At 57.5% G+C, this 25,898-nt stretch carries 19 protein-coding genes and 2 pseudogenes; 8 read left to right on the top strand and 13 right to left on the bottom strand.

From position 1 onward, the window contains the following. Nucleotides 1-292: 292 nt before the first annotated feature. From ACTG2U_RS06035 to yciA, 3 genes are all read left to right on the top strand, one after another. Nucleotides 293-1,126, top strand: a complete 834-nt coding sequence (locus ACTG2U_RS06035; protein WP_439974204.1) for a hypothetical protein — start codon at nt 293-295, stop codon at nt 1,124-1,126. Between the two features lie 386 nt (nt 1,127-1,512). Further along, nucleotides 1,513-2,331 carry an NAD-dependent epimerase/dehydratase family protein gene (locus ACTG2U_RS06030; protein WP_279504201.1) on the top strand — a complete coding sequence of 273 codons (819 nt, stop codon included), beginning with the start codon at nt 1,513-1,515 and terminating at the stop codon, nt 2,329-2,331. 59 nt (nt 2,332-2,390) lie between these two features. Beyond that, complete coding sequence (gene yciA / locus ACTG2U_RS06025) at nt 2,391-2,795, top strand: acyl-CoA thioester hydrolase YciA (RefSeq protein WP_005337875.1); 405 nt, start codon at nt 2,391-2,393, stop codon at nt 2,793-2,795. On the opposite strand, the gene ACTG2U_RS06020 is transcribed toward yciA, so the two are convergent. Next, nucleotides 2,796-3,020 carry a hypothetical protein gene (locus ACTG2U_RS06020; RefSeq protein WP_042061420.1) on the bottom strand — a complete coding sequence of 75 codons (225 nt, stop codon included), beginning with the start codon at nt 3,018-3,020 and terminating at the stop codon, nt 2,796-2,798. A gap of 106 nt (nt 3,021-3,126) precedes the next feature. Here ACTG2U_RS06020 and ACTG2U_RS06015 point away from each other — a divergent pair, with 106 nt between their 5' ends. Then, entirely contained in the window at nt 3,127-3,972 is an 846-nt protein-coding gene (locus ACTG2U_RS06015) for an endonuclease/exonuclease/phosphatase family protein (RefSeq protein WP_439974203.1), read from the top strand. A gap of 125 nt (nt 3,973-4,097) precedes the next feature. On the opposite strand, the pseudogene ACTG2U_RS06010 reads toward ACTG2U_RS06015, so the two are convergent. The 9 genes and pseudogenes from ACTG2U_RS06010 to ACTG2U_RS05970 form a co-directional block, all read right to left on the bottom strand. Next, a pseudogene (locus ACTG2U_RS06010) lies at nt 4,098-4,360 on the bottom strand (GrxA family glutaredoxin). Between the two features lie 127 nt (nt 4,361-4,487). Further along, nucleotides 4,488-5,926, bottom strand: a pseudogene (gene dacB / locus ACTG2U_RS06005) (D-alanyl-D-alanine carboxypeptidase/D-alanyl-D-alanine endopeptidase). A gap of 113 nt (nt 5,927-6,039) precedes the next feature. Beyond that, nucleotides 6,040-7,800, bottom strand: coding sequence for a DEAD/DEAH box helicase (locus tag ACTG2U_RS06000; RefSeq protein WP_429011984.1), 1,761 nt, complete (start codon nt 7,798-7,800; stop codon nt 6,040-6,042). A 114-nt stretch (nt 7,801-7,914) separates the two neighbouring features. Beyond that, the gene (locus tag ACTG2U_RS05995; protein WP_144712432.1) at nt 7,915-8,952 is read right to left on the bottom strand and encodes an HlyD family secretion protein; all 1,038 of its coding nucleotides are present in this window, start codon (nt 8,950-8,952) and stop codon (nt 7,915-7,917) included. Between the two features lie 3 nt (nt 8,953-8,955). Then, the gene (locus ACTG2U_RS05990; protein ID WP_005337862.1) at nt 8,956-9,294 is read right to left on the bottom strand and encodes a DUF3302 domain-containing protein; all 339 of its coding nucleotides are present in this window, start codon (nt 9,292-9,294) and stop codon (nt 8,956-8,958) included. A 223-nt stretch (nt 9,295-9,517) separates the two neighbouring features. Further along, the gene (locus ACTG2U_RS05985; protein ID WP_005350521.1) at nt 9,518-10,939 is read right to left on the bottom strand and encodes a carbon starvation CstA family protein; all 1,422 of its coding nucleotides are present in this window, start codon (nt 10,937-10,939) and stop codon (nt 9,518-9,520) included. A 140-nt stretch (nt 10,940-11,079) separates the two neighbouring features. Beyond that, nucleotides 11,080-11,784: a two-component system response regulator BtsR gene (gene btsR / locus ACTG2U_RS05980; RefSeq protein ID WP_005350523.1), complete on the bottom strand. Its 705-nt coding sequence runs from the start codon at nt 11,782-11,784 to the stop codon at nt 11,080-11,082. Beyond that, complete coding sequence (locus tag ACTG2U_RS05975; RefSeq protein WP_439974202.1) at nt 11,781-13,451, bottom strand: LytS/YhcK type 5TM receptor domain-containing protein; 1,671 nt, start codon at nt 13,449-13,451, stop codon at nt 11,781-11,783. Before ACTG2U_RS05975 ends, btsR begins: the two co-directional genes overlap by 4 nt. A gap of 353 nt (nt 13,452-13,804) precedes the next feature. After that, entirely contained in the window at nt 13,805-15,040 is a 1,236-nt protein-coding gene (locus ACTG2U_RS05970) for an HD-GYP domain-containing protein (RefSeq protein WP_439974201.1), read from the bottom strand. A 230-nt stretch (nt 15,041-15,270) separates the two neighbouring features. Between ACTG2U_RS05970 and ACTG2U_RS05965 the strand changes: the two genes are divergently transcribed. Beyond that, the gene (locus ACTG2U_RS05965) at nt 15,271-16,887 is read left to right on the top strand and encodes a phosphoethanolamine transferase (RefSeq protein WP_267528560.1); all 1,617 of its coding nucleotides are present in this window, start codon (nt 15,271-15,273) and stop codon (nt 16,885-16,887) included. A gap of 71 nt (nt 16,888-16,958) precedes the next feature. On the opposite strand, the gene nagC is transcribed toward ACTG2U_RS05965, so the two are convergent. The 3 genes from nagC to nagB are packed head-to-tail and all read right to left on the bottom strand — an operon-like array spanning nt 16,959 to nt 20,133. Further along, complete coding sequence (gene nagC / locus ACTG2U_RS05960; protein WP_005334312.1) at nt 16,959-18,173, bottom strand: DNA-binding transcriptional regulator NagC; 1,215 nt, start codon at nt 18,171-18,173, stop codon at nt 16,959-16,961. A 4-nt stretch (nt 18,174-18,177) separates the two neighbouring features. Continuing rightward, nucleotides 18,178-19,323, bottom strand: coding sequence for an N-acetylglucosamine-6-phosphate deacetylase (gene nagA / locus ACTG2U_RS05955; protein ID WP_439974200.1), 1,146 nt, complete (start codon nt 19,321-19,323; stop codon nt 18,178-18,180). Between the two features lie 9 nt (nt 19,324-19,332). Further along, nucleotides 19,333-20,133, bottom strand: coding sequence for a glucosamine-6-phosphate deaminase (gene nagB / locus ACTG2U_RS05950; RefSeq protein WP_005334308.1), 801 nt, complete (start codon nt 20,131-20,133; stop codon nt 19,333-19,335). A gap of 273 nt (nt 20,134-20,406) precedes the next feature. Here nagB and nagE point away from each other — a divergent pair, with 273 nt between their 5' ends. The 3 genes from nagE to ACTG2U_RS05935 all read left to right on the top strand — a co-directional run bounded on the left by nagE (nt 20,407) and on the right by ACTG2U_RS05935 (nt 25,869). Next, the gene (nagE, locus tag ACTG2U_RS05945) at nt 20,407-21,885 is read left to right on the top strand and encodes an N-acetylglucosamine-specific PTS transporter subunit IIBC (protein ID WP_021231106.1); all 1,479 of its coding nucleotides are present in this window, start codon (nt 20,407-20,409) and stop codon (nt 21,883-21,885) included. A gap of 121 nt (nt 21,886-22,006) precedes the next feature. Then, nucleotides 22,007-24,670: a beta-N-acetylhexosaminidase gene (locus tag ACTG2U_RS05940; RefSeq protein WP_005334304.1), complete on the top strand. Its 2,664-nt coding sequence runs from the start codon at nt 22,007-22,009 to the stop codon at nt 24,668-24,670. A 236-nt stretch (nt 24,671-24,906) separates the two neighbouring features. Then, nucleotides 24,907-25,869: an IS1595 family transposase gene (locus ACTG2U_RS05935; RefSeq protein WP_439974199.1), complete on the top strand. Its 963-nt coding sequence runs from the start codon at nt 24,907-24,909 to the stop codon at nt 25,867-25,869. The last annotated feature ends 29 nt before the right edge of the window (nt 25,870-25,898 follow it).

Raw genomic sequence — 25,898 nt, 5'->3', positions numbered from 1 at the left:
ATAACCAAGCGGGCCATTGGCCCGCTATTTTTATATTGATAGCAAAGGGTTCTTGGCTTACGAATATATGCACCACCTACAATGTTGTAAATTTATAAAACTTGGGTGGGAGTGATACAATAGATTGTCTATAAAGGGATAGCTTCCATTTATCCGATAGTAAGGGTAGGGCTATCTTGAAGATGCCGACAGTAAAATATTGAAAAGACATGTCATTTTTATTGAACTGTCTGACAGAACTGGGCACGATATACGAAGCAATATGTGTTCTGTAGATAATTGAGGTTTTAAATTGAAAGAACAACGTAGTACTAATATCATTTTTAGTAATGAAGCTATAGTAGGACTAGTTATAACTGCAATGTCCTATTTGGTGGCATATATTTTTGAGAGAAGCTATCTCTCATATTTTGAAGTTCCAGAAGGGTTACTACAGGTTGAGGTTAAGTCAATAATTTTAGCATGTTTGTCTATTCTAGGTCTGACGGGATTGGTTTATCAAGTTTTAGATCTGGTTACTACGGTTATTAATGATAAGTATGCGGATAAACCAATAGCTAAAATTTTTGACTCATATGGGGTTATTTTTATTCCTGCGGTGATATTGTGTCTTTTTATTGATGCAGAGTGGTATAAGAAGGTTTTCTTTCTGACTATCCCTTTTATGAATATGTGGTTTCAGATAATAATGCCATTTTTTGAAATAAAAAGTTATGGTTCGTATAGTGATGCTCAAAGTAAAGTTATTGAGTGGTCGAGGGGTTATGGTGGTTTAACTCAGAGATATAAAGTATTTGGTGAGGCATCGATTGGGCGTGTTGTATTAATATGTTTTTACCTAGCTGTCGCTGCGCATGCTGCTGGTAATGTTTCAGCATCAAACCAAAAAGAATATTTTTCGGATGAATTAGGTCGAGTGCTTATTCGAGCTTACTCAGGAAATGCCATAATGGCTTATTCTAATGAAAACAAACTGACTGGCATGTTTGTTTTAACGCCTGTAAATGGTCTCAAGCTTAAAAAAATTGAATCTGAGCAAAATATACTTAACAAGGAAGGGATTGACAGCAAAATATATGGGTTGTTTGATAGAGTGTTTAATTTAATTAAAAACGGTTTGTCATAATGTATATAACAAATGCTTCAAGAATAACTATCAACGTTTGGCTCTTCTAGTTCCAAGATGCTGCGGTAGTTGTGTTATTGCGTTATAAGTCCTTTAGCCGGGAGTTATGTTTACCCTAGCAACAGGTTCTACCCTCTCGAGATAACTGAGAAGTTACATATTCAGTTTTTAATTCGCATCAATGGCACAGGGAAAGAAGGTTGAGTGCTCGAGGAAAAGAGAGTTGGAAAAAATATGACGCCCGATATGACTTACGACATCACTCACTAATAGAAACGATATGCCGCAGCTATTGGCGGCATTTGTCTATCTGCAGGCCAAAGCTTTCTTTTTATTCCAAGGCAGGTAAGCTGCGGGGCAAATAGCGTCAAGCAGGAGAAGGGACCATGACAGAACAACATATCGCCGGGACGATCGGCATTCTGGGGGCGGGTTGGCTGGGGCTGCCGCTGGCGCGGGCCCTGCTGGCGGCTGGCAAGCAGGTGGCGGTGACGGTCAGCAGCGCCGAAAAAGCGGCCCGTTTGCAGGGGGAGGGGATCGCTGCTCATCCGCTGACGATTTCTGCCCATATGTCGGATGCGTGGCCTATCCCCTGCGAATCGCTGGTTATTTGTGTGCCGCCCAGCAAGACCGATGACTATCCGCAGGCGGTGGCAAAGGCCTGCGCGTTGGCCAAAGCGAGCGGCACCCGGCGGGTGCTGTTTGTCAGCGCCACCTCGGTGTGGGGGGCGGGGCAGCAGGAGGGTGAACAGCCCCAACCGCGCCATGCCCGTGGTGAGCGGATGCTGGCGGCGGAGCAGGCGGTGCTGGCGGCCGGTTTCGAGGCAGTGATGATAGTGCGCCCCTCCGGCCTTTATGGCCCGGATCGCCATCCCGGTCGTTTCCTGGCGGGCAAGACCCTGGATGGCGGCGCCCAGTCGGTCAATCTGGTCCATCTGGACGATGTGGTGGCGGCTTGCATGCTGCTGCTGGAGCGGGGCAAGGGCGGGGATGTCTTCAATCTGAGTGCGCCTGTGCATCCGCGCCGCGAGCAGTTTTACCCCTTTGCGGCGCGTCAGCAGGGGCTGCCTGTGCCGGTCTTTATCGAGCCTGCCGGTGAATTTCAGCCCATCGACGGTCAGCTGATTTGCCAGCAGATGGGATTCAACTATCGCTGGCCCGATCCGGCCCACTGGTTTGCCGAGCTCGCCGCCTTGGGCAATTGAGGTTTGCCAAGGGGGTGATCGCCCCCTATCATGCCGCCATCCATGAGAGAGAGGCGGTAATGATGGTAGATACAAAACGTCACCCCGATGGGGAGTTGTTGCTGAGAACCCTGGCAATGCCAGCCGATACCAACCCCAATGGCGACATCTTTGGTGGCTGGATCATGTCCCAGATGGATATAGGTGGGGGCATTATGGCCAAGGAGCTGGCAAAAGGACGTATTTGTACCGTATCCGTCGAAGGCATGACCTTTCACAGTCCGGTCAAGGTGGGCGATGTGGTCTGCTGCTACGGCCGCTGCATGAAGATCGGCCGCAGCTCCATGAAGCTCAAGCTGGAGGTGTGGGTCAAGCCGGTACTGCGGGAAAACGATGCCCAGCGTTACTGCGTGACCGAGGGGATCTTCACTTATGTCGCCATCGACGAACAGGGCAAATCCCGCCCGGTTCCGGTGAGTGCCTGATTAAATCAGCCGGGCATTGATGATGGATATTTCCTGCTCAAGCCCGGTTTTTTGCCGTATCATGCGTTCCAGCATCTCTTCCGAGCCCACATATTGCAGGGTGTCAAACAGGCAGAGATCGCATTGAGGGTCCCGTCTTATCTGATAGACGGTGGCAAGCTCCACTTGATGACAATTTCCTTGTTGATCATAAAACGTCACGCAATACCGAAGTTCTCTCGCCATTGCCAGGTTCCTTCTGGTTGGGTGGAACAGGGACTATCAGCTTAGTCGGCGTGGATGACGTTTGTGATGGTCGCAACAAAAAGCAAAGGCGGGCGGTTGTTAGCCAATGAAAAATAGTTATCGCATTCTTGGCACCTCCCTGCTGACCCTGGGGTTGGTAGGTTGTTTTGAGGTGCCGGATCAGAACCATCTGGTCACAGCTCAAGGGATTGTGCCGGGACTCGACTGCCAGCGTCCGCCGCTGGTAGCGTTGGCGACCACGGCGCTGCCCCGTGAGTTCGGGGTGACGGTGTGGAATCTCTACAAGGGCCAGCGCAAGAACTGGCGCGAAGGGATGGACAGTTATGCCAAGGGGCAGGATCTGGTGCTGCTGCAAGAGTCGGCCACCCGTCCCGATATGCTCGACTGGCTGCGCGCCGGTGATTTCCAGTGGCAACAGCTGCAAGCCTTCACCCAGGGCGGCGTGTCGTTCGGGGTGATGACGGTGGCCAAGACTCCGCAGGCGTTCGTCTGTGGCGTGCGCTCCCCCGAGCCTTTGCTGCGCATTCCCAAATCCGGGCTGGTGAGCCTCTATCCGCTGCAGGGCGATCCTGACGGCGTCATGGTGATCAATATCCATGCGGTCAATTTCGAGCTGGGGATGGCGACCTTCCGCGAGCAGCTCAACGATTTGACTGCGCTGGTGCGCCGCCATCAGGGGCCGGTGATCCTGGCCGGTGATTTCAATACTTGGAGCGACAAACGTCAGTTCTGGTTAAGCAAATTGGTGGACGAGCTGGGGCTGCAAGAGGCCGTGCCGATGCCTGATTTGCGCCGCACTGCCTTCGGTCGCCCGCTGGATCACCTCTACTACCGCAATCTGGATTTGGTCGAGGTGAGCTCACCGGCCACCGACAGCTCGGATCACAACCCCATCATTGCGCGCTTTGCCGCCCAGTCTGTGACTCCCTGACCCCAGTCTGTGACTTCCTGACAAGGGATGGTGCGAGTTCCGCTAATAAAAAAATCCGGCGCCTGATGGCGCCGGATTTTTTTATACGCTCTGGCGGTCAACCCGCTCGGGATGACCCGCAGGCATTACTGGTAGAGACCCAGATTCGCTTTGGCGTAGGCTTCGAAATCGGTGCAGCCACCGATGTGCTGCTCGTCCAGGAAGATCTGCGGCACGGTGTTGACCGGCTTGCCGGCGCTCTTGGCCAGATCTTCTTTGGTGATGCCTTCTGCATGGATATCCACGTAGCGGAATTTGAAGTCATCGCGCTGTTCGGTCAGCTGCTCGGCGATCTGTACGGCACGGACACAGTAGGGGCAACCCGGCGACCAAAAATCACTGCAAACATATTTTCTCTCCGTTTTTTAAGCCGTTTATGTATGGCCGTTGATATGAGGCAGGCAACAGCATAGCCCTGCCTCGTGGCGACTTGAAGCCGAAATTATCGATACCGTGATTCGAGCGGGCCTATTGGATCAGCTCTCATCGGCGATCTGGATCGGCTGCTGCTGATAGATGCTCTCCAGCACCCCCTTTTCGAATACAGTCCAGGGCCACGGCGCCTTGCTGGCACGGTAGCGCTCATGGGTGGCCGGATCTTGGACAGGCCGCGCTGGAACATCACGAACGCCTTGCGCTGGCCGCCTGCCGTGTCGATAAAGCCCACCAGATTGGAGGTGCCGGTGATGGTACCGGTCTTGGCGTGCACCTTGTTCTTCATCATGGGGGCGGTGACGCTGCGGCGCCACGCCAGGGTGCCATCCACCTGAGAGCTTGGCAGCAGCTTGATCAGGCCAAGTTCGGCATCATTTTTCTGGATGAAGTTCAGCACCGACATCATCTGACGGGCGCTGATGAGATTGTGAGCGGAGAGACCGGAGCCGTCAGCCAGGGTGGCATTGCCCAGATCGATGCCGTTCTTGGTCAGGATGGCGCGCACTGCCATGGTGCCGCTGCGATAGCTGCCCGGCTTGTTGTAGTAGTGACGGCCCACGGTTTTGAGGAAGGTATCGGCATAGAGGTTGTCCGATTTCTTCAGCATCTTGGCGAGCATCACCGGCAGGGAGACCGAGTAGTGGGTGCCGAGGGTCTCAGCCCCTTCAGGGGCCTTGTGGGTGACCCGCAGCAGGCCATCATGCTTGATACCGGCACGGTTCATCGCCCAGCGGATGTTGTCCCAGCCCCAGGCTTCCACGTCGTGGATGGCGAAACGCAGCCCCTGCGGCTCCTTGTTCGGGGTGATGCAGCCCTTGAGCTCGTAGAAGTTTCCCTTGGCCATGTCCACTTCCAGTGCGCAGAACTGGCGTGCCATGTCGCCATAGCTCATCACCTCCACGTTGTCGGCACCGATGCCGATGGGGACGCCGGTGGCCACGTTGCCGACTGCCGGTTTGCCAATCTGGGTGGCAGTGATGGTGCCGTAGGCGCAGTTCTTGTCGATGATGACCGAGGAGACGGGCGCTGCGAAGCAGAGGGTCTGATCCCCCCACGACCAGCCGTTGCCGCGCTCGTAGCCGTTGTAGGCGCCGGTGTTGACGTAGACATTGCCCTTGATGCTGGTGACACCGAGCTGTTTGAACAGGGCCAGCAGATCCATGCGGGAGAGGGTGGGGTCGCCGACGAAGTTGATCCAGATATCGCCGTTGATGGTGTCACCCTGTTTGGCACCAGGTTGGGCCTGAATGTCAGTGGCGAAGCGGAAGTCGGCACCCAGCTCGAGGCGGGCCGCCAGCGCGGTGAGCACCTTCATGGTGGAGGCGGGGGCGATCATCTGATCGGCGTGGCGGGCGAACTCGACGCCGTTATTGCCCTGCACCATGATGGCGTACTGGCCACCCTGAGGGGGCGTCAGCGGGGCGGCGTGAGCCGCCAGAGAAGAAAAGAGAGCACAAAAACCAATCAACAGCCGCTGCATAACATCCTCTAACGTGACGAAGGGCCCGGCAGTGGTGCCGACCCTGATAATTCAACCCGCCGATGCAGGATCGACGGGGGTAATGCAATTCATGCCATGTATGCCGGTCGCCATCATGTCATCGAGTTGGCGGTGCGATAGCGACCCTCATAATCAAAAATTTTCTCTTTTATCTGCCAGAAGCGACCCGATTTGCGGGCGATGACAAAATCCGGATGACGGAACTGGCTTTGCGCGGCCAGCACGCTCGCCAGGGTGGTAAATTCGGGCTCCAGCCCCGGGGCGGGCCAATGATGACGCACAAAGTGCTGTTGAAACAAGCGCCGTGCGCCCGGGGAGTGAAATCCGAAGTATTCACTGAGGGTCAGCCCATCCTCATCGTGGTAGGTCACCTCCAGCCGCTCCCCCTGTTTGCCGCGCCCTGCGGTAAAGGTGAGCCCGGCACAGCGGATCACCATGCAATCCTTGAGATTGAGCGCCTCTTTGAGCTTGTCGTCAGGGTCCACCAGCAGCTGATCGCAGCTCTGGCAGCGGCGGGCGGCGATGTCGTTCTCCGCGCCGCAGCCGGGGCAGATCTTGGCGCGAAAGCGGTAGTCACACTCCTCGCGGTTGCCCTCGTCATCTTCAAACAGCCCCTGACAGCGGCGGCCGTAGTGCTCGATCACCTTGCCATCCTCGTCGGTCTTGCCCCAGAAGGTGTTGGCAAAACCGCAGGCGGGGCAGGGTACCTGCACCGGCTCGGTACCGGCGTGGGGGCGGGGCTCCCCCACTTCGGGGGCGAACAGATTGAAGTTGTTGCCCGCATAGTCGAGTACCAGACAATCTGTCTTGCCCGGCGAGAGGCGCAGGCCCCGCCCCACAATCTGCTGATAGAGCGAGACCGACTCGGTGGGCCTGAGCATCACGATAAGATCGACATGGGGGGCATCGAAGCCGGTGGTGAGCACCGCCACGTTGACCAGAAACTTGAGTTCGCGCGCCTTGAAGGCGTTGATGAGGGCATCGCGCTCCGGCCCCGGGGTCTCGCCAGTGATAAGGGCCGCCTGCTCCCCTCTGGCGCCCAGCAGGCCGTGAATTTCGCGGGCATGTTCGACAGTGGCGGCGAAGATCATTACCCCCTGCCGGTCGGCAGCATACTCCAGCACCTGACTCAGGATATGGGGGGTGACCCGCTGCTGGCGCTTGAGCTCACCGTTGAGATCCGCCTCGCTAAAGAGGCCGTTCTCCCGAGCCACCAGCTTGCTGAAGTCGTAGTGGACGATGGGAGCATCCACCATGCGCGGTGGCGTCAGGTAGCCGTTTTTCACCATAAAACGCAAGGGCAGCTCGAACACGCAGTCGCCAAACAGCCGCTCGCCGTGGCTCTTGACCATGCCGTGGTAGTGGCGCCGGTAGATCCAGCCCAGCCCGAGCCGATAGGGGGTGGCGGTGAGGCCGAGGATCTTGAGGGCGGGATTGGCGGCCTTGAGGTGGTCGATCACCTGATGGTACTGGCTATCGTCATCGAGCGAGACCCGATGGCACTCATCGATGATGAGCAGCGAAAAGGCCCCGTCGAAGGCCGCCAGATTGCGGGCGACCGACTGCACCGAGCCGAACACCACCTGGGCGTTTGCCTCCTTGCGATCCAGGCCGGCAGCAAATATGTCGGCCTTGAGCCCCCACGCCTCGTACTTGGCGTGGTTCTGCTCCACCAGCTCCTTGACGTGGGCCAGCACCAGCACCCGACCGCGTGCCTTGCGGGCCAGTTCGGCGATCACCAGACTCTTGCCAGCCCCGGTGGGCAGCACCACCACGGCGGGATCCGGGTGTTTGCGAAAGTGGTTGATCACGGCGTTGACGGCGTCGGTCTGATAGGGTCTGAGAACGAACATGGGGGCGTGGCGTTTGGGCATGGTGCGGCGCAGGGTGGCGCCATTATAGGGTGCTTGCTGCCACAAAAACAGCGGGCCGGCATGATGCCGACCCGCAGGGTGCTTGGTTGCTGATCAATGGAACGGGAAGATGTAGTTCATCCAGCTTGCCATGCGCAGCAGCACTTTGCGCATCACAGATACATGGTGGAAGTACTGGGTGTAGACCGCGGCCTGCCCACTGGCACCGGCAATCATCTGATACTTGGCCCACTCGGGGTCGGTAATGGAGATGACTACTGGCAGGCGACCCGGACGCACCGCCGTGGTCTGATCCAGCAGACCGGCGTTGGCCTGCACGTTACCGGCTGCAATGGCCGGAACCACGGCGGTCACCTTGCCTTTGAAGATTTTGCCGGGTACGCCATCGATCACCACTTCGGCCTCATCACCCACCGCCAGTCGCTGCATGCTGTTCTGCCAGAACCAGCCGACGTAGGCGGTGTCATCCTTGTGGATGAAGGTCATCACCGGACGATACATGAAGGGGGTGGCGATCATGCCGGGGCGCAGGGCCAACTGCACCACATGGCCATCGCTCGGGGCATAGACCACAGTTTGTGATTGCTGGTACTTGGCTTCCATCAGCTGGGCTTGCAGATCGTTCAGGGTGGCTTTCTGCTGGTCAATCTGGGCCACGATGTCGTCCACGTTGGCCTGGGTGACGTCGAGGTCGCGCTGCTTGCCCACGCCACGGCGCATCAGGTCGCTGGCGCGATCCCGATCCAGCCTGGCGGAGCGCAGTCTTGCCTCAATGGACTTGAGGTGCTCGCGGTTGGATTCGACCCGTGCGGTGAGGCTCTCCACTTTCAGGCGGAACGGTTCGTCATCGAGGCGAAACAGCACGTCGCCTTTTTTCACCGGCTGGTTGGCCTGCACCGGAACCTCAACGACCCGGCCCTTGACCAGCGGCACTATGGGGGTGGAGACGTAGTAGTTGCGCGCCATCTCGGAGTAGGGGTGGTTGTAGTTCATCAGCATGATCAGGGTGCCGATGAGCAGCACGCCGCCCAGTGCTGCGGTGGGGACGGTCCACTTGTTGAGTGGGATGCGGAAGATTTTGAATATGGCGACACACAGCGCCGTGTAGGTCAGGATCAGTAGCAGGTCCATGGTTTATCCCTGTTGCTCACTCTGTTCGATAGTGTTGATACGGCTCTTCAGATCCGCCAACTCCTGCTTGAGGGCCGCCAGCTCCTCTTCATCTTTTTGCAGCCGCTGGCTAAAGCCCCAGCCGCGATCGGGGCGATAGATGGTTGCCCAGATCCAGAGGAAGGGCCACAGCACATGCAGGGTAAACAGGCTGACCCAACCTGCCACGTGAATGGCATCCTGATGAGGGTGATTCCGATGTTTGGCAATCTCGTAAGGAATATCGTGGATAACGATGACTCCATAAAAAATGACCAGTCCGACAAAGACGAGCAGACCAAGTGCAAAATAATCAAGGGCCATTTATAACCTCCACTGGCATGACGCACAGCTTAATCATTGGTTCCAACAAGCACTAAAGCAATTAAGAATCACATATTTATCGTCAGTTCGTCCGGAATCTTAAAGCTATTCGCTGTATTGAAGCTGAAGCCGTTCAATAGTTGCATTATTAGTCTTTTTGTCATTAAAAAAGGCGCCATCAGGCGCCTTTTTTGTGCTGCTTTCGCTGCATTTTTTGCTGTTTTTACCCTTCGCTGGTACTGCTGACCAGCGGCTGGCGGAACTTCATCAGGAAGGCCACGGTAATGGCCGCCGTTGCAGTCAGGCCGATAATGGTGGAGGTCCCCATCTCCAGCCCGAACCCGATGGGGGCGTTGGCCAGATAGGTGATCACGACAGCAGTCATGAACATGGCGGGAATGGTGCAGATCCAGTGCAGCTTGCCCTCTTTGATGAGGTAGGCAGCCGCAGCCCACAACATGATGACGGCGGTGGTCTGGTTGGCCCAGCCGAAGTAGCGCCAGATCACCCCGAATTCAGCCTTGGAGATGATAAAACCAAGGATGAACATGGGGATGGCGATCAGCAGACGCTTGGCCAGCGGCTTCTGGGTCATCTTCAGGAAGTCCGCCACGATCAGGCGAGCACTGCGAAACGCGGTGTCACCGGAGGTGATGGGCAGGATCACCACGCCGAGGATGGCCAGAATGCCGCCGACTGTGCCGAGCAGGCTGGTGGAGACTTCGTGTACCACGGCTGCCGGGCCGCCGTTGGCCATGGTAGCGTTGAGTGCTTCGGTGCTGTCGTAGAAGGAGAGACCCAGGGTGCACCAGATAAGGGCGATGATCCCTTCACCGATCATTGCACCGTAGAAGATGAAACGGCCAGATTTTTCGTTCTGCATGCAGCGCGCCATCAGTGGTGACTGGGTGGCGTGGAAGCCTGATACCGCGCCACAGGCGATGGTGATGAAGAGCAGCGGCCACAGTGGCAGCTCGGTCGGGTGCAGGTTGGAGAAGTCCATCCCGGTGTTGTAGAAGCCTTTGCCGGAGGCGATCAGGCCAACGATGAGGCCGACCGACATGAAGACCAACAGGGCGCCGAAGATGGGGTAGAAGCGGCCGATGATCTTGTCGATGGGCACTATGGTCGCGAGGATGTAGTAGGCAAAGATTGCCACAATCCAGTAGACCAGATCGGTGGAGGTGAGGTTGGCGAGCAGCCCTGCCGGGCTCAGCACGAATACCACGCCCACCAGCATCAGCAGCACCACGGCAAACAGGTTCATGAAGTGCTTGGCAGCGGTGCCCAGATGCTCACCGACCACGGTTGGCACCGAGGCACCCTTGGCGCGCACCGACAGCATGCCGGAGAAGTAGTCATGTACCGCACCGGCGAAGATGCAGCCAAAGACGATCCAGAGCATGGCGACCGGGCCGTAGAGGGCACCCAGGATGGGGCCGAAGATGGGGCCGACACCTGCGATGTTGAGCAGTTGAACCAGATAGACTTTCTTGTCCGACATGGGGACATAGTCCACCCCGTCAGCCATGGTGATGGCGGGGGTTTTCAGCTCGGGTTTCGGGCTGAATATCCGTTCGATGAATTTGCCGTATATGAAGTAGCCGGCCACAAGTAAGCCGACACAGAGGAAGAACCAGATCATTGCTACGCTCCTGCATTGTTATTTTTTAGTGTGCAGAGCGAGTCTAAAACGGTTGCGCCTGGCTGGCAGGTGAAACTCCCCGAGCGGCGCTTTGGCGCGCCGAGCGGTCGGCGGCTGTGATCAGGCGCACACTCCGCGGCTCAGTCCAGCCCCAGTTGATCTTTGAGCTCCTTTAGATAGCGACGACTGACCGGCACCCGGGCGCCGCTCGGGGTGACAATCTCTGCCAGCTGGTTATCCAGCAGCCGGATCTCGAAGATGGCGTTGGGGGAGACCAGATACTGGCGGTGGCAGCGCAGCAGCGGGCTCTTTTCTTCCAGCGATTTGAGGGTGAGCTGGGTGTGGAACAGCTCGCCCTGGCAGGCCACATGGACCCCGCCCAGATCGGAGAAGGCATACTCCACCTGCGCGATGGGCAGCAGCCTGACCCGATTGTGCAGATAGCCCGGAATATGTTCGATGGTGGGGGCCAGCCGCTCGATGGGCTGCGGGGAGATATCCTGCTTGAGGCGAGCGAGGGTCTTGGCGAGCCGCGCGGGTTCCACCGGTTTGAGCAGGTAGTCGAAGGCGTTCTCTTCAAATGCCTGAATGGCATATTCGTCAAAGGCGGTGACAAAGACGATGCGGGGCAGGGGGTCGAGCATGGCGACCAGCTCCATGCCGCTCAGCTTGGGCATCTGGATATCGAGGAACACCACATCAGGCTTGAGGCGCTGAATAAGCGGCAGCGCCTCGATGGCATTGGCCGCTTCCCCCACGATCTCGATGGCAGGATCGCAGGCAAGCTGCTGCCTCAGCTCTTCGCGGGCGTAGTGTTCGTCATCGACTATCAGAGTGCGGATCATGGTTGCTCCTTGGGGATGGTGAACGACACCCGGGTCCACTGCTCAGGCTCGCAGGCAATCGTCACGCCATAGCGTTCGCCAAAGGCGCTTTTCAGTCGCCGGTCGACAATGGTCATGCCCAGACCGTCGCCAGCGGGATGTGCTTGCCAGGTGCCTGCATTATCTTCCACATGGATGGTGACGCTGGTGGGATGCTCTTCGGTCCAGAGGCGAATGCGCCCCTGCTCCAGCAGGGTCGAGATGCCATGCTTGATGGCATTCTCGATCAGCGGTTGCAGGGTGAAGCTGGGCAGTCGCAGTGTGGCCAGATGGGGCGGGATCTCGTTTATCACAGTCAGCCGATCGCCAAAGCGGGCAAGCTCGATCTCCAGATAGGATTGGCAGTGCTCCTGCTCCTCCAGCAGCGTCGCAAGGCCGCTCTGGCGTTTGAGGTTCTTGCGAAAGAACAGCGAAAGATGCAGCAGCAGATCCCGCGCCTTGTCCGGATCGCGCCGGGTGATGGCACTGATGGTGTTGAGGGTGTTGAACAGAAAGTGGGGGTTGATCTGGGCTTGGATAAGTTTCAACTCGGACTGCACCAGCAGCCGCTGATGCTGCTCCAGCCGACCGGCCAGCAACTGCTGTGACAGCAGGTTGGCAATCCCTTCCCCCAGGGTGTGGTTGATCTTGAGAAACAGCCGCTTCTTCGGCTCGTAGAGCTTGATGGTGCCGATCACTCCTTTGTCCCCCTGCAGCGGGATCACCAGCACCGAGCCCAGCTGGCATGCGGAGGAGAGGCTGCAGCGATAGGGCTGGCTGTTGCCATCGGCAAACAGCACCTTGTTCTGGGCGATGGCCTGCATGGTGATGGCTGACGCAATGGGGGTACCCGGCAGATGGTGATCTTCGCCGGTGCCGATAAAGGCGAGGATCTGCTCGGTGTCCGTGATGGCGACAGCCCCCACGCCGGTCTCCTCCTGAATTATGCGGGCAATCTTGTTGCTCGCCTCCGGGGTAAAGCCCTGACTCATGATCCCCACGGTGCGGTTGGCGATATTGAGCGCCTTGGCGGAGAAGACCCGGGAGAACTTCTCATACATCCGCTGCTGGTCGCGGATCATGCTGATAAAGAGCGCCGCGCCGCAGGAGTTGGCCAGAATCATCGGGGTGGCGATGGTGCGCACCAGCAGCAGGGATTTGTCGAACGGGGTCGCCACCAGCAGGATGATGACCATCTGCATGATCTCGGCGTAGAGGGTGGTAAAAAAGGCGATGCGCGGTTCAAACAGGGCATCCGTTCGTCCCGAGCGCATCAGGCGCCAGTGCACTATGCCCCCGAGCAACCCCTCGCAGGTGGTGGAGATGGCGCAGGCGAGATCGGTAAATCCCCCCAGCGTATAGCGGTGCAGACCGCCGGTCAGCCCCACCAGAAAGCCCACCAGCGGTCCCCCCAATAATCCCCCCAAGACGGCGCCGACCGCCCGGGTGTTGGCGATGGCATCGTCGATATCGAGGCCTACATAGGTACCGAGGATACAAAAGCTGGAAAAGATGATGTATATCAGTATCTTGTGAGGTAATCTCACTGAATAGTTGGCAAGCGGGCGCAGCAGCGGGCTTTTCGAGAAGAGATAGGCGATCACCAAGCTGACGCTCATCTGTTGCAGCAAGGAGAGGACCAACTGCATAAAAAACGCTCCTCATAAGCCAGCTGAAAAAATAGCCAGCCCGTGAATAAGTGTGATCAGGATCTTGTTCTGTTGGCCCAACTGGGCGCAACGGGCCGTCAGTTTGCCAGAACAAGTGGATAAAACCATATTAAATCAGCATGTTAAATTGATATTTGTGTAAGCGGCAGCGGGTTGATATTGATGGATGGAGCATGAATGTATCCGCTGGATACGCCACACGGAGGTGGCATGCTCCGCCCGGCCCCTTGGCTGGGCGTTTTTTATACATGGTCAGTTGGCAACCTTCTGATGGGGGTTTGAGCAATTATTCCGGTTTGTCCAATGAGTTATCCCCAGCTTCTGGGGATAACTCAGAATGCAAAGTAGTAGCAGAAGCGGCGGGTCAGGTTAAAGAACTGCCGTTGTCCCTCATCCAGCTCTTCCTGTTTGATAAAAGCAATGATGGTGCGTTCATCTTCCCGCAGATCGATCATGGCAACGGCTTCCGGCCGCTGGGCCTTGATATAGGGCAGGATCTTCGGCTTGAGGGGCATGGTGGGTTCGGTAGAGAGCACCAGCGCGATGCTCTCGTCGGAGAGTTTCACCAGTGATCCCGGCGGATAGACCCCCAGCACCTTGACAAGCAACTTGACCAGATTCTGGTCGAACTTCTTCTGGGATAACTTGTAGAGCTGGCTGATGGCCTGACTTGGCGCGGCCGGGTTGCCGCTGTTGCGGGGATGGAGCAGCTCGTCGTAGAAGTCGACCAGCCCGATCAACCGCGCCAGTGGCGGGATCTCCCCGCCCTTGATCCCGAGCGGATACCCGCTGCCATCGAGCCGCTCGTGGTGCAGATGGGCGACCTGACGGATTTTCGGTTCAAAGGCGTTGAGCTGGGTCAGCATCTCCAGCCCGTACTGGGGATGCATATTGAGGAAGTTCTGCTCGGCCTTGTTGAGATCCCCCCGTTTTTGGGTGATCTGGCTCGGGATTTTCAGTTCGCCGATGTCGTGGATAAGTCCCGCAAGTCCCGTCTCCTCAATCTCGATGGGGTTCATGCCGAGTTCGCGCGCCATCAGCATGGCGATAAAGGCGACGTTGAGGCTGTGTTGCAGCAGGATATCGGTGTGGGGGCTGCGAATAAGGTGGAGCCCGAGAGGCCCTTCATGCTGACTGAGGGTGAAGGCGGCATTGCGGACAATCTGGGCGGTATTGGCCAGCCCCTCATCCGGTTTGAGGTTGAGTGCCCCGAGTGCATCGCGCAGCTCGCTCATGGATTGGCCAAAGGCTTTGTCAGCGGCGCGCATGGAGCGGCGAAAGGCCTTTTCGTCAAAGGGGGGCGGGCCCGAGGCAATCAGCTCTTCCAGCTCGTCAAGGTCGGGCCCAGCATCCGGGATATCGCCGCGCAGCAGCGGCTCGATGGGCAGATCGCTCTTGTCGGGGTCGACCATCAGCAGGGTGAGATCAAGATGACGGAGAATGTCGAGTTGCTGCTGATCCTTGATCTTGAAGGTATTGAACATAAACGGGTGGTTAGTCCATCCCGTGGGGAGATGGATATAGTGGCCTACTCTCAATTGCTCTATCGAGGCTTGGATCAGTGCCATCGGTTAACCTGCATTTCGTGAATGCCTACTCAACAAGCTAGCAAAATCCGATGGATAGACAACTAAAAATCCATTTCGGGGCCGCGGAGCGCCCCGTGCTGTGATGGGGCGCACGAGCGCCGTGCTTCTCCTCTTAATTCGCGCTTAAGTTTTACTTCCTACGCTGGCCCCGTCGTTTTTGTTGGCTTGGCCGGCCCGCTGCGCTGCAGGCCGGTATGTAGGAGTTGTTTATGCGTGTAACTCTCGGTGTACTGCAGACCAATCTGTTGCTGGTGCTCTTTTTCGCCCTGGTACTGAACTGGCCAATCTTTTTGCATTTCTATACGGTGCTCAGCGCCCTGACCCATGTCAAAGCCGGATTTGCCATCTCGATCCCGCTGGTGCTGATCGCGGCGCTCAATGCCGTGTTTATTCCCTTCACGTTCCGGTTTGTGCTCAAGCCCTTTTTTACCGTGCTCATTCTGACTGGCTCCATCGTCAGCTACGCCATGCTCAAATACGGCGTCATCTTTGATGCAGGCATGATCCAGAACATAGTGGAGACCAACAGTGGTGAGGCGGGGGCCTATTTGAATGGCTCGGTTGCGCTCTGGTTTCTGCTGACCGGGCTGCTGCCTGTTCTGGTGCTCTGGTCACTGCGGATCCGCTATCCGGCTCGCTGGTATCAGGGGTTGGCGTTGCGGGCTGGTGCACTGGCTATCTCTCTGCTGTTTATCGGGGGCGTCGCGTCACTTTACTATCAGGATTACGCCTCGGTCGGGCGCAACAACAAGTCTCTGGCCAAAGAGATTGTGCCTGCCAACTATGTGCACGGCCTCTACAAATATGGGCGGGATGTGCTGTTTGCCACGCCGATCCCCTACCAGCATCTGGGGACAGATGCCAGGGTGGTGGCGCGGGGAAGCAAGCCGACTTTGATGTTCCTGGTGGTGGGGGAGACGGCGCGCAGCCAGAACTACTCCCTTAACGGGTATGGCAAGGCGACCAACAGCTTTACGGCAAAAGAGCAGGGGGTGGTGTCGTTCAGGAATGTGCGCTCCTGCGGTACAGCCACCGCCGTCTCGGTGCCCTGCATGTTCTCCAACCTCACGCGCCGTGGCTACGATGACCAGCTTGCCAGCTCCCGTGACGGCCTGCTCGATGTGCTGCAACATGCCGGAGTCTCGGTGTTGTGGAAAGAGAACGATGGCGGCTGCAAAGGGGTGTGCCGCAATGTGCCGACCATCGAGATCCTCCCCAAATCCTATCCTGCGCTCTGTCAGGGGGAGTCTTGCTATGACGAGGTGCTGCTGGAGGGGCTGGATCAACAGATTGCAGGCATGAAGGGCAACAAGCTGGTGGCCTTTCATCTGATGGGCAGCCATGGCCCGACCTATTTCCGTCGTTACCCTGCCAGCGAGCGCGCCTTTATGCCGGACTGCCCGCGTAGTGACATTGAAAACTGCAGCAACGAAGAGCTGGTCAACACCTATGACAACACCATCCGCTACACCGACAAGGTGGTGGGGCTGCTGATAGACAAGCTCAAGTCGCTGGAGAGCCAGTATGATGTGGGACTGGTCTATCTCTCCGATCACGGTGAATCCCTCGGGGCCATGGGGCTCTATCTGCATGGCACGCCATACAAGTTCGCGCCGGATGATCAGACCCGGGTGCCGTTGCTGACCTGGTTCTCGCCCCAGTTGCAGGCCGATCGCCAGCTGGATATGGGTTGCCTGGCGGCGGAGGCGAGCAGCCAGCGCTTCTCCCATGACAACCTCTTTCACTCCATGCTGGGGATCATGGATGTGCAGACCCGTGTTTACGACAACAAGCTGGATCTGTTCAAGCCATGTCGGGCGGGCTAAACCGCTAGCAAGCACATAATAGAAAACGGCAGCCACTGGCTGCCGTTTTGTTATCTCGCAAGATCAGAGCCTTACTTCTGCTCCATGATGATCTGCAGCAGATCCCCCTCCAGCAGAGCGCGCTTGACCAGTGCAAAGCCGCCATAGGTCGGCTGGTTCTGGAAGCGGGCTTTCACAATGGGCAGGCCACGGTGGAAGCTCGGCAGGGATTGATGCTCGACGCAGCGACGAATTGCCGGGAAGAGGATCTCTTCGGCGGCGGTGATTTCGCCGGCGATCAGCACCTTCTGCGGGTTGAACAGGTTGACCGTGATGGCCACCGCCCGTCCCAGATGCTCACCCACGTTCTCGATCACGCTGCGGGCCAGCTCATCACCTGCCAGTGCCGCCTTGCACACCTCCTGAATGGTGATGTGCTTCTCCTGCAGTGCGCTCTGGTGACCGCGGCTGATGAGCTCCTTCACCTTGTCGATGATCGCTTCGTTGGAGGCGATGGTCTCGAGGCAGCCGAAGTTGCCACAGTGGCAGCGCTTGCCGAGCGGCTCGACCTGAATATGGCCGATCTCGCCGACGTTGCGGTTCTGACCGAGGAACACCTGACCCTTGGTGATGATCCCGGAGCCCGTCCCCTGGTGGACACTCACCAGAATGGAGTCCATGCAGTCGCGGGACTCGCCGAAGAAGTGTTCGGCCAGTGCCAGAGAGCGGGTGTCGTTGCCCACGTAGCAGGGAAGGTTGAAGTGGTTCTCAAGCAGCTTCGCCAACCCCAGATTACGGATCTGGTACTTGGGGGTGTAGATGACCATGCCGGATTCCGGGTTGACCAGACCCGGCATGGTCAGCGCGATGCTGATGAGGTTGCGACAGCGTTCGCGGTTGGCATCGATAAAGGCGCCAATCTCTCGCAGCAGCATGTCGACCACGGGTTGCTGGTCGATCTCGGTCACCTGAATGACGTGCTGGTCGAGCTCCTTGCCATCTAGGTCATAGAGACTCAGTTGCAGGTAGCCGCGGCCCAGCTTGGCAGAGACAAACTGAAAGCGATGTTTGATGGTTGTCAGGGAGATGGCACGCCGCCCGCCGGTTGAGGCTTGCGGAGAGGTCTCCTTGATCAGGCCATGCTCGATCAGTTGCCGGGTTATTTTGGTCACGCTGGCCGGGGCCAGCTGACTCAACTCGGCAATCTTGACCCGGGAGATGGGGCCTTGCAGGTCGATGAGCCGATACACGGCTGCACTGTTGACCTGCTTGATAAGATCTACGTTTGCTATTTGTCCGCCAGTCATGATGTCACTGTTGTGTGTAGTGTCCGTTAACCACGGTCCCACGGACCGTGAAGTCCTGATCGAAGACAGTGAGGTTGGCTACTTTACCGACCTGGATACTACCGAGACGTGAGTCCCATCCAATGGCGCGAGCGGGGTAGAGGCTGGCCATTCTCAGTGCTTCATCGAGCGGTAATCCGACCTGCTTGACCAGATTTTCCACCCCCTCAATCATGGTGAGGGAGGAACCGCCGAGTGTACCATTCTCGTCGACACACTGACCATCGCGTAAAAAGACGGTGGTGCCACAAAAATCAAATTTCTCAAAGCCTTCCGGCGCTCCGGCTGCCGCAGTGGCATCGGTGACCAGCACCAGTCGCTCCCCCAGCGCCTTGTGAGCCAGACGCACGTTGGCCCAGTGCACATGGTGGCCATCGACGATGATGCCCGCGTAGACATCCTTGCGATCGTAGATGGCGCCCACGACGCCCGGCTCGCGACCGTTGAGGGTCGGAGTCATGGCGTTGTAGAGGTGGGTCGCAAAGCGAATACCGTTATCGAACCCGGCCATCGCCTGATCGTAACTGGCGGCAGTGTGACCGGCCGAGACCAGAATGCCCGCTTCCACCAGACGGCGGATATGGGCCGGCTCGTTGCGCTCCGGAGCCAGGGTGATTTTGGTGATGGCATCCGCGTTGGCACAGAAGAAGTCGATCATCTCGTCTGCTGGCTGGCGAATTTGCGCGGCAGGGTGAATCCCCTTGCGCTTGAGGTTGGTATAAGGCCCTTCCAGATGGACGCCCAGCACCTCGTTGGGGCGTGCCGCCATGTAGTCACGGGTCACCGCAACGGCCTGCTTCATGTCGGCATCCGGACTGGTGATCAGGGTCGGCAGGAAGCTGGTGGTACCGGATTTGAGGTTGGCCGCCTGCATGGTTGCCAGGGTCTCGACCGTGATGTCTGTGTTGAACATCACCCCGCCACAGCCGTTGAGCTGCACATCGATAAAACCGGCGGTCAGGTTGGCGCCTTTGAGGTCAATCTGCTCGATGCCCGCAGGCAGTTCGGCCAGGTGAGAGATGGCGACAATCTTGTCGCCCTCGATAAGCACCCCGTAGCCGGTCAGCACGCAGCTGCCGGTGTAGAGGGTGCAGTTGGTCAATGCGTACATGACGACTCCTTACAGACGGCCGATGTTGGCGGCTTCCAGCTGCTGGAAGTAGCGAACGGTCTTGACCTTGAGCTCCATGGTGGAGGGCTCGTCGCACACCATCATTCCCTTCGGATGCAGTTGCAGGGTGGAGATGGTCCACATGTGGTTGACGCTGCCTTCCACGGCGGCCTGCAGGGCCAGTGCCTTGCCGTGACCGGTGACCAGGATCATGATCTCTTCCGCATCCATCAGGGTGCCGACACCCACGGTCAGGGCCAGCTTGGGCACCTGCTCCATGTCGCCACCGAAGAAGCGGGAGTTGGCGATGCGGGTGTCTTCGGTCAGGGTCTTGACCCGGGTGCGGGAGGAGAGGGAAGAGGCCGGCTCGTTGAACGCGATGTGGCCGTCGTTACCCACGCCACCCATGAACAGGTGGATCTTGCCATAGGACTTGATCTTGTCTTCGTAGCGCTTGCACTCGGCCACCAGATCCTCGGCATTGCCGTTGAGGATGTTGATGTTCTCGGGACGAATGTCGATGTGGCTGAAGAAGTTGTTGTGCATGAAGCTGTGGTAGCTCTCCGGGTGATCTTCCGGCAGGCCGACGTACTCGTCCATGTTGAAGGTGACCACGTTCTGGAAGCTCACTTCACCGGCTTTGTGCAACTCGATCAGGCGCTTGTAGGTGTTGAGCGGGGTGCCACCGGTGGGCAGGCCCAGTACGAAAGGGCGATCGCTGGTCGGCTTGAACGCGTTGATGCGGTCAACGATGTAACGAGCAGACCACAGGCCTACTTGGCTGGCAGATTTCAACGGGATCAGGCGCATATGGGATACCTCTGTGTCGGGTTGCGACCGGTTTGGCGGTGGCAATTGGCTAAGACGGATTCAAGTTGTTTTATAGCGTAAATAAAGATTGCGAACTAAGCCACATCTATCCACCACCTTTATCTTGTTTGGGTGATAACGATCACGATTATCGGTTTATTAATTTGCGCAGCGAAATAAAAGCCCTAGACTGCCAATCAAGCCTTGATGGCTTATGCGTCAAACGTGATAAGCACTTAATTTCTAGAAAAACATTAACTAAGGAGAGGAACCGTGAACATTCTCGGTTATTTGCAAAAGATCGGCCGTGCCCTGATGGTGCCGGTAGCGGTATTGCCTGCCGCCGCGATCCTGATGGGGGTTGGCTACTGGATTGACCCGAATGGTTGGGGTGGTGACAGTGCGCTGGCTGCCTTCCTGATTAAAGCGGGCGCAGCCATTATCGATAACATGTCCGTACTGTTCGCAGTCGGTGTTGCTTACGGTATGTCCAAGGATAAAGATGGTTCTGCTGCTCTGGCAGGTCTGGTCGGCTTCCTGGTCGTTACCACCCTGCTGAGCCCGGGCGCTGTGGCCCAGATCAAGAGCATCCCGGTGGAGCAGGTTCCTGCCGCGTTTGCCAAGATCAGCAACCAGTTCGTGGGTATCCTGTGTGGTGTTATCGCCGCTGAGCTGTACAACCGCTTCAGCAGCGTCGAGCTGCACAAGGCACTATCCTTCTTCTCCGGTCGTCGTCTGGTACCGATCGTAACCTCCGTGGTGATGATCGTCGTATCCTTCATCCTGATGGCCGTATGGCCGGCAATCTACGGTGGTCTGGTCTCCTTCGGTGAGTCCATCGTGAGCCTGGGCTCAACCGGTGCCGGTATCTACGCCTTCTTCAACCGTCTGCTGATCCCGATCGGTCTGCACCACGCCCTGAACTCCGTGTTCTGGTTCAACGTGGCCGGTATCAACGACATCCCGAACTTCCTGGGTGGTCAGGCTACCATCGATGCCGCTCTGGCCGCTGGCAAGAGCCTGGAGCAGGTGAAAGGCGTGGTCGGTATGTACCAGGCTGGCTTCTTCCCCATCATGATGTTTGGTCTGCCGGGTGCCGCTCTGGCCATCTACCACTCCGCCAAGAAAGAGAACAAAGAGAAAGTTGCTTCCATCATGATCGCAGCTGCCTTTGCCTCCTTCTTCACCGGTGTTACCGAGCCGCTCGAGTTCTCCTTCATGTTTGTGGCGCCGGTACTGTATGTCATCCACGCCGTACTGACCGGTATCTCCGTGTTCATCGCTGCCTCCATGCAGTGGATGGCCGGTTTCGGTTTCAGTGCCGGTCTGGTGGATATGGTGCTCTCCAGCCGTAACCCGCTGGCGACCAACTGGTACATGCTGATCCCTCAGGGTCTGGTCTTCTTCGGCCTCTACTACACCGTGTTCCGCGTAGTGATTGCCAAGCTGAACCTGAAAACCCCGGGTCGTGAAGATGACGAAGATACTGCTCCGGCTGCCGCTCAATCTACCAACCGTACCGAGCTGGCCAAGCAATACCTGGAAGTGCTGGGTGGTCAAGAGAACCTGGTCTCCATCGATGCCTGCATCACCCGTCTGCGTCTGACTCTGAAAGACCGCAGCATCGTCGATGAGCGCAAGCTGAAAGCCCTGGGCGCGGCCGGTGTGGTCAAACTCGGTGAGCAGAACCTGCAGGTGATTCTGGGCCCATTGGCCGAAATCATCGCCGGTGAGATGAAAGCCCTGCGTTAATCGAGCGACTCGCTCACCTCAAGTCTAAGTCCATTGTTGACATAACTAAGGGCCCCGCTCAGGGGCCCCATATAAAAAAGCCAAGAAAATCCAACCTTTACTTCAAATGAGAGCAGCAGTTATGAACTTGAAACATTCTCTGTTAGCCATTGCCATGTCTACCGTTTTTGTCAGCCAGGTCCAGGCAGCCGATGCCGCCAAGCAGGCTGTGGTCGACTCCCTCGCCAACAACCTGGTGGTCAAGTATGAAGTGGTCACCAACGACGGTGCCGGTGCCGGCCTCGATTGCCAGGCACTCGGTTCCGAGTGGGCGAGCTGTGGCGTTGCCAAGCTGCACCTGACCAATACCGGTGCAGACGTGACCTCCAAAGACTGGAGCATCTACGTCTCCTCCATCCGTCGTATCCAGCGTGTGGATAACGACCAGTTCACCATCACTCACCTGACCGGCGATCTCTATCGTTTGACGCCAACCGAGAAGTTCCAGGGCTTTGCCAAGGATGCTACGGTCGAAGTGCCGCTGGTGGTGGAATACTGGGTACTGTTCGAATCTGACATCATGCCGAACTGGTATGTCGCCAGCGAAGGTGCCGAGCCGAAAGTACTGGCCAGCATGAGCAACATCAATGATGCCAGCACCTACGAGAAGCCGATGCCGGCCGATGGCTGGAAGCGCACCAAGGATGACAAGAACATCCTGATGAACAGCGAAACCCGTTTCGCGGCCAACCAGACCAGCACCCTGCTGCCGGCTGGCAAGATTGACAACCAGATCCTGCCGACCCCGATGAAGCAAGTGGTCAAGGCTGGTCCGCAGGTTGACTTCTCTACCATCAAGCTAAATGCCCTGGACTTGCCGAGCGATCGCGCCGAGGCCCTGAAGGCTCAACTGACCAAGCTGGGTGTTACCCTCTCCGACACCGGCTACCCGGTGACCATCAAGCTCGGCAGCAAGCTCAAGCAGGCTGAAGGCTATGACATGACCATCGGTCAGAAGGGCACAGTGATCCAGGGGCGCGACATCGACGGGGCATTCTGGGGTGCACAATCCCTGATCTCCCTGCTGGGTGTTGATGACAAGCTGGTGAGCCCGATGACCGTCGAGGATGCGCCGCGCTTTGAATACCGTGGCATGCAGACCGACGTGGCCCGCCACTTCCGCAGTCTCGATACCATGAAGAAGCTGGTTGACCAGATGTCTGCCATGAAGCTCAACGTGCTGCACCTTGGCCTGACCAACGATGAAGGCTGGCGTCTGGAGATCCCGGGTCTGCCGGAGCTGACCCAGGTCGGTAGCCAGCGTTGCCACGACGAGTCCGAAACCAAGTGCCTGATGCCGCAACTGGGTTCCGGCCCGACCAGCGACAACCAGGGTTCCGGTTTCTACAGCAAGTCTGACTACGTGGATCTGGTGCGTTATGCCAAGGCCCGCGGTGTGACCGTGATCCCCGAGATCAACATGCCGGCCCACGCCCGTGCTGCCGTGGTATCCATGGAAGCGCGCTACAAGCGTCTGATGGCGGAAGGCAAAGAAGCGGAAGCCAACCAGTTCCGTCTGACTGATCCGGCTGACACCTCCAACGTCACCTCGGTCCAGTTCTACGACAAGATGTCCTTCATCAACCCTTGCCAGCCGGGTGCTGCCACCTTCGTGGCCAAGGTAATGGATGAAGTTGCCCAGATGCACCAGGCCGCCGGTCAGCCGCTGACCGCATGGCACTACGGTGGTGATGAGGCGAAGAACATCATGCAGGGTGGTGGCTATCAGGATCCGGCCGTCACCAAGAAAGAAGAGCTGGTCGCCTGGAAAGGCAACGTCGACTCCAGCAAGCAGGACAAGCCGTTTGGCAAGTCTCCGATGTGCCAGAAGATGATCGACGAAGGCAAGATCAAGGAAGTGGGCGAGCTGCCGGTTTACTTCGCCAAGGAAGTGGGCCAGATGGTCAAAGACCGCGGCTTCTCTACCCTGCAGGCGTGGGAAGATGGTCTGAAGTACGCCAGCGGAGCCAAGGACTTCGCCACCGACAACACCCGTGTCAACTTCTGGGAAACCCTCTACTGGGGTGGCTTCAACGAAGCGATGAAGTGGGCGCACAAGGGTTACCAAGTGGTGCTGTCCAACCCGGATTACCTCTACTTCGACTTCCCGAACGAAGTACACCCGGCCGAGCGTGGCTACTACTGGGCAACCCGTTTCAACGACACCCGCAAGGTGTTCGCCTTCGCCCCGGAAAACCTGCCGCAGAACGCCGAGACCTCGGTTGACCGCGACGGCAACGCCTTCGTGGCCAAGGGTGACCAGGATCCGGTCAAGTTCAAGGGGATCTCCGGTCAGCAGTGGAGTGAAACCGTGCGTACCGATGCTCAGTACGAGTACATGGTCTACCCGCGTATCTTCTCCGTGGCTGAGCGTGCCTGGCACAAAGGTGGCTTCGAGCTGAACTATGTGAAGGGTCGCGAGTTCTCCGGCGAGACCAAGTTTGTCAACAAGGCCACCCTCAATAAAGAGTGGAACCAGTTTGCCAACGTACTGGGTCAGCGCGTGCTGCCGAAACTGGATCAGGCCGGTGTTGAATACCGCCTCTCCGTACCGGGCGCCAAGGTAGTGAACGGTGTGCTGGAAGCGAACGTGGACCTGCCGGGTCTGCCCATTCAGTACAGCCTGGACGGTACCAACTGGAGTGCCTATGATGCCGCGGCCAAGCCGAGCGTGAATGGCAAGGTTTACCTGCGTACCACCAGCTTCGATGGCAAGCGCACCAGCCGCGTCACCGAACTGAACTGATAGCAGTCAACCGTTAACATGAGGTGGGTCGCAAGACCCGCCTTTCCCAAGGGCGATGGCGCATCGGGTTTGGGAAAGGTTGACTGTGCGTGTGAGCCTTTGTTGTGTGTAATTGTCTGTTTTGTGTTTTTCATCACTTTCAGCCCCGCCCAGTGCGGGGCTTTTTTATGGCTCTGTCCCAATTACGTGTTGAAAGGCTAATCTTGAAGTAGGCCATCACCTTGAGGTCTACCATCATGGATACCCCAGCCTTTCAACACCTGTTGTCCCTTTTTCCCCAGTTGACCCTGCGCCAGCGCCGTGTTGCGCAGCAGGAGCTCACTGCACCCCACACCATTACCTCGCTCAATACTCAGTTACCGGCATGCAGTGGCTGCCCCCATTGTCAGGCTGATGTCACCCAGCTGGCGCCTTGGGGATGGAGTCGGGGACTGCGCCGCTACCGTTGCAAACTGTGTCTGCGCACCAGCACCGTTCTGACCAAGACGCCCTTGGCCAGATTGCGTAAAGCACAGTGCTGGGAAGACTACGCGCAAGCCCTCATCGAAGGACTGACTGTCCGCCAGGCAGTGATGCGTTGCGGGGTCAGCAAAAACACCGCGTTTCTCTGGCGTCACCGCTTCTTGCGCGCGATGGCAACCCATCAGGCCACCCGGGAAGAGGGCATCGTTGAGGTTGATGAGAGCTTTTTCCTTGAATCGTTCAAGGGGCAGCGGGGACTGCTGCGTCCACCACGTCATCGCGGTGGTAAAGGTCGAACTCGTGGAACCGGGCCAGATTACATCCCGGTGATGGTGGTACAAGACCGTGCAGGCCACCATGCGGATTTCCAGTTGGAGAAAATAGATGCCGAGACGGTCATCGCGGTGTTGAAGCCGTTGGTGTCACCGGATGCGGTGCTGTGTAGCGATGGGGCGGGTGTGTATGCCTGTTTCAGCAAGGAACAGGGTATAACCCATCAGGTGGTGCGCAATCGTCAAGGCGAACGGGTAGTCGATGCGTATCACATCCAGCATGTGAACGGATATCACCATCGGTTGAAAGAGTGGATGGAGCGGTTCCATGGCGTGGCGACGCACTACCTGAAGAACTACCTGGGTTGGCGCAGGATGCTGGAGCGTTACGGAAAAGGCGTAAATATCAAAGCATGTTTGCATGAGGCGCTGGGGCGCCCCATTCAACACGTAATTGGGACATAGCCTTTTTTATGCATTTGGGGCGCAATGTG

Origin of the sequence: Aeromonas sp. 95A, from assembly GCF_051919235.1 — a bacterium.
GTDB lineage: Bacteria > Pseudomonadota > Gammaproteobacteria > Enterobacterales > Aeromonadaceae > Aeromonas > Aeromonas veronii.
This window is presented reverse-complemented; position numbering and strand designations above follow the sequence as displayed.

Bases quoted from the DNA above. Each gene is read 5' to 3' on its own strand.
- ACTG2U_RS06030 (WP_279504201.1), top strand. From the start codon at position 1,513: ATGACAGAACAACATATCGCCGGGACGATCGGCATTCTGGGGGCGGGT.
- yciA (WP_005337875.1), top strand. From the start codon at position 2,391: ATGATGGTAGATACAAAACGTCACCCCGATGGGGAGTTGTTGCTGAGA.
- ACTG2U_RS06020 (WP_042061420.1), bottom strand. From the start codon at position 3,020: ATGGCGAGAGAACTTCGGTATTGCGTGACGTTTTATGATCAACAAGGA.
- ACTG2U_RS06015 (WP_439974203.1), top strand. From the start codon at position 3,127: ATGAAAAATAGTTATCGCATTCTTGGCACCTCCCTGCTGACCCTGGGG.
- ACTG2U_RS06000 (WP_429011984.1), bottom strand. From the start codon at position 7,800: ATGTTCGTTCTCAGACCCTATCAGACCGACGCCGTCAACGCCGTGATC.
- ACTG2U_RS05995 (WP_144712432.1), bottom strand. From the start codon at position 8,952: ATGGACCTGCTACTGATCCTGACCTACACGGCGCTGTGTGTCGCCATA.
- ACTG2U_RS05990 (WP_005337862.1), bottom strand. From the start codon at position 9,294: ATGGCCCTTGATTATTTTGCACTTGGTCTGCTCGTCTTTGTCGGACTG.
- ACTG2U_RS05985 (WP_005350521.1), bottom strand. From the start codon at position 10,939: ATGATCTGGTTCTTCCTCTGTGTCGGCTTACTTGTGGCCGGCTACTTC.
- btsR (WP_005350523.1), bottom strand. From the start codon at position 11,784: ATGATCCGCACTCTGATAGTCGATGACGAACACTACGCCCGCGAAGAG.
- ACTG2U_RS05975 (WP_439974202.1), bottom strand. From the start codon at position 13,451: ATGCAGTTGGTCCTCTCCTTGCTGCAACAGATGAGCGTCAGCTTGGTG.
- ACTG2U_RS05970 (WP_439974201.1), bottom strand. From the start codon at position 15,040: ATGGCACTGATCCAAGCCTCGATAGAGCAATTGAGAGTAGGCCACTAT.
- ACTG2U_RS05965 (WP_267528560.1), top strand. From the start codon at position 15,271: ATGCGTGTAACTCTCGGTGTACTGCAGACCAATCTGTTGCTGGTGCTC.
- nagC (WP_005334312.1), bottom strand. From the start codon at position 18,173: ATGACTGGCGGACAAATAGCAAACGTAGATCTTATCAAGCAGGTCAAC.
- nagA (WP_439974200.1), bottom strand. From the start codon at position 19,323: ATGTACGCATTGACCAACTGCACCCTCTACACCGGCAGCTGCGTGCTG.
- nagB (WP_005334308.1), bottom strand. From the start codon at position 20,133: ATGCGCCTGATCCCGTTGAAATCTGCCAGCCAAGTAGGCCTGTGGTCT.
- ACTG2U_RS05940 (WP_005334304.1), top strand. From the start codon at position 22,007: ATGAACTTGAAACATTCTCTGTTAGCCATTGCCATGTCTACCGTTTTT.
- ACTG2U_RS05935 (WP_439974199.1), top strand. From the start codon at position 24,907: ATGGATACCCCAGCCTTTCAACACCTGTTGTCCCTTTTTCCCCAGTTG.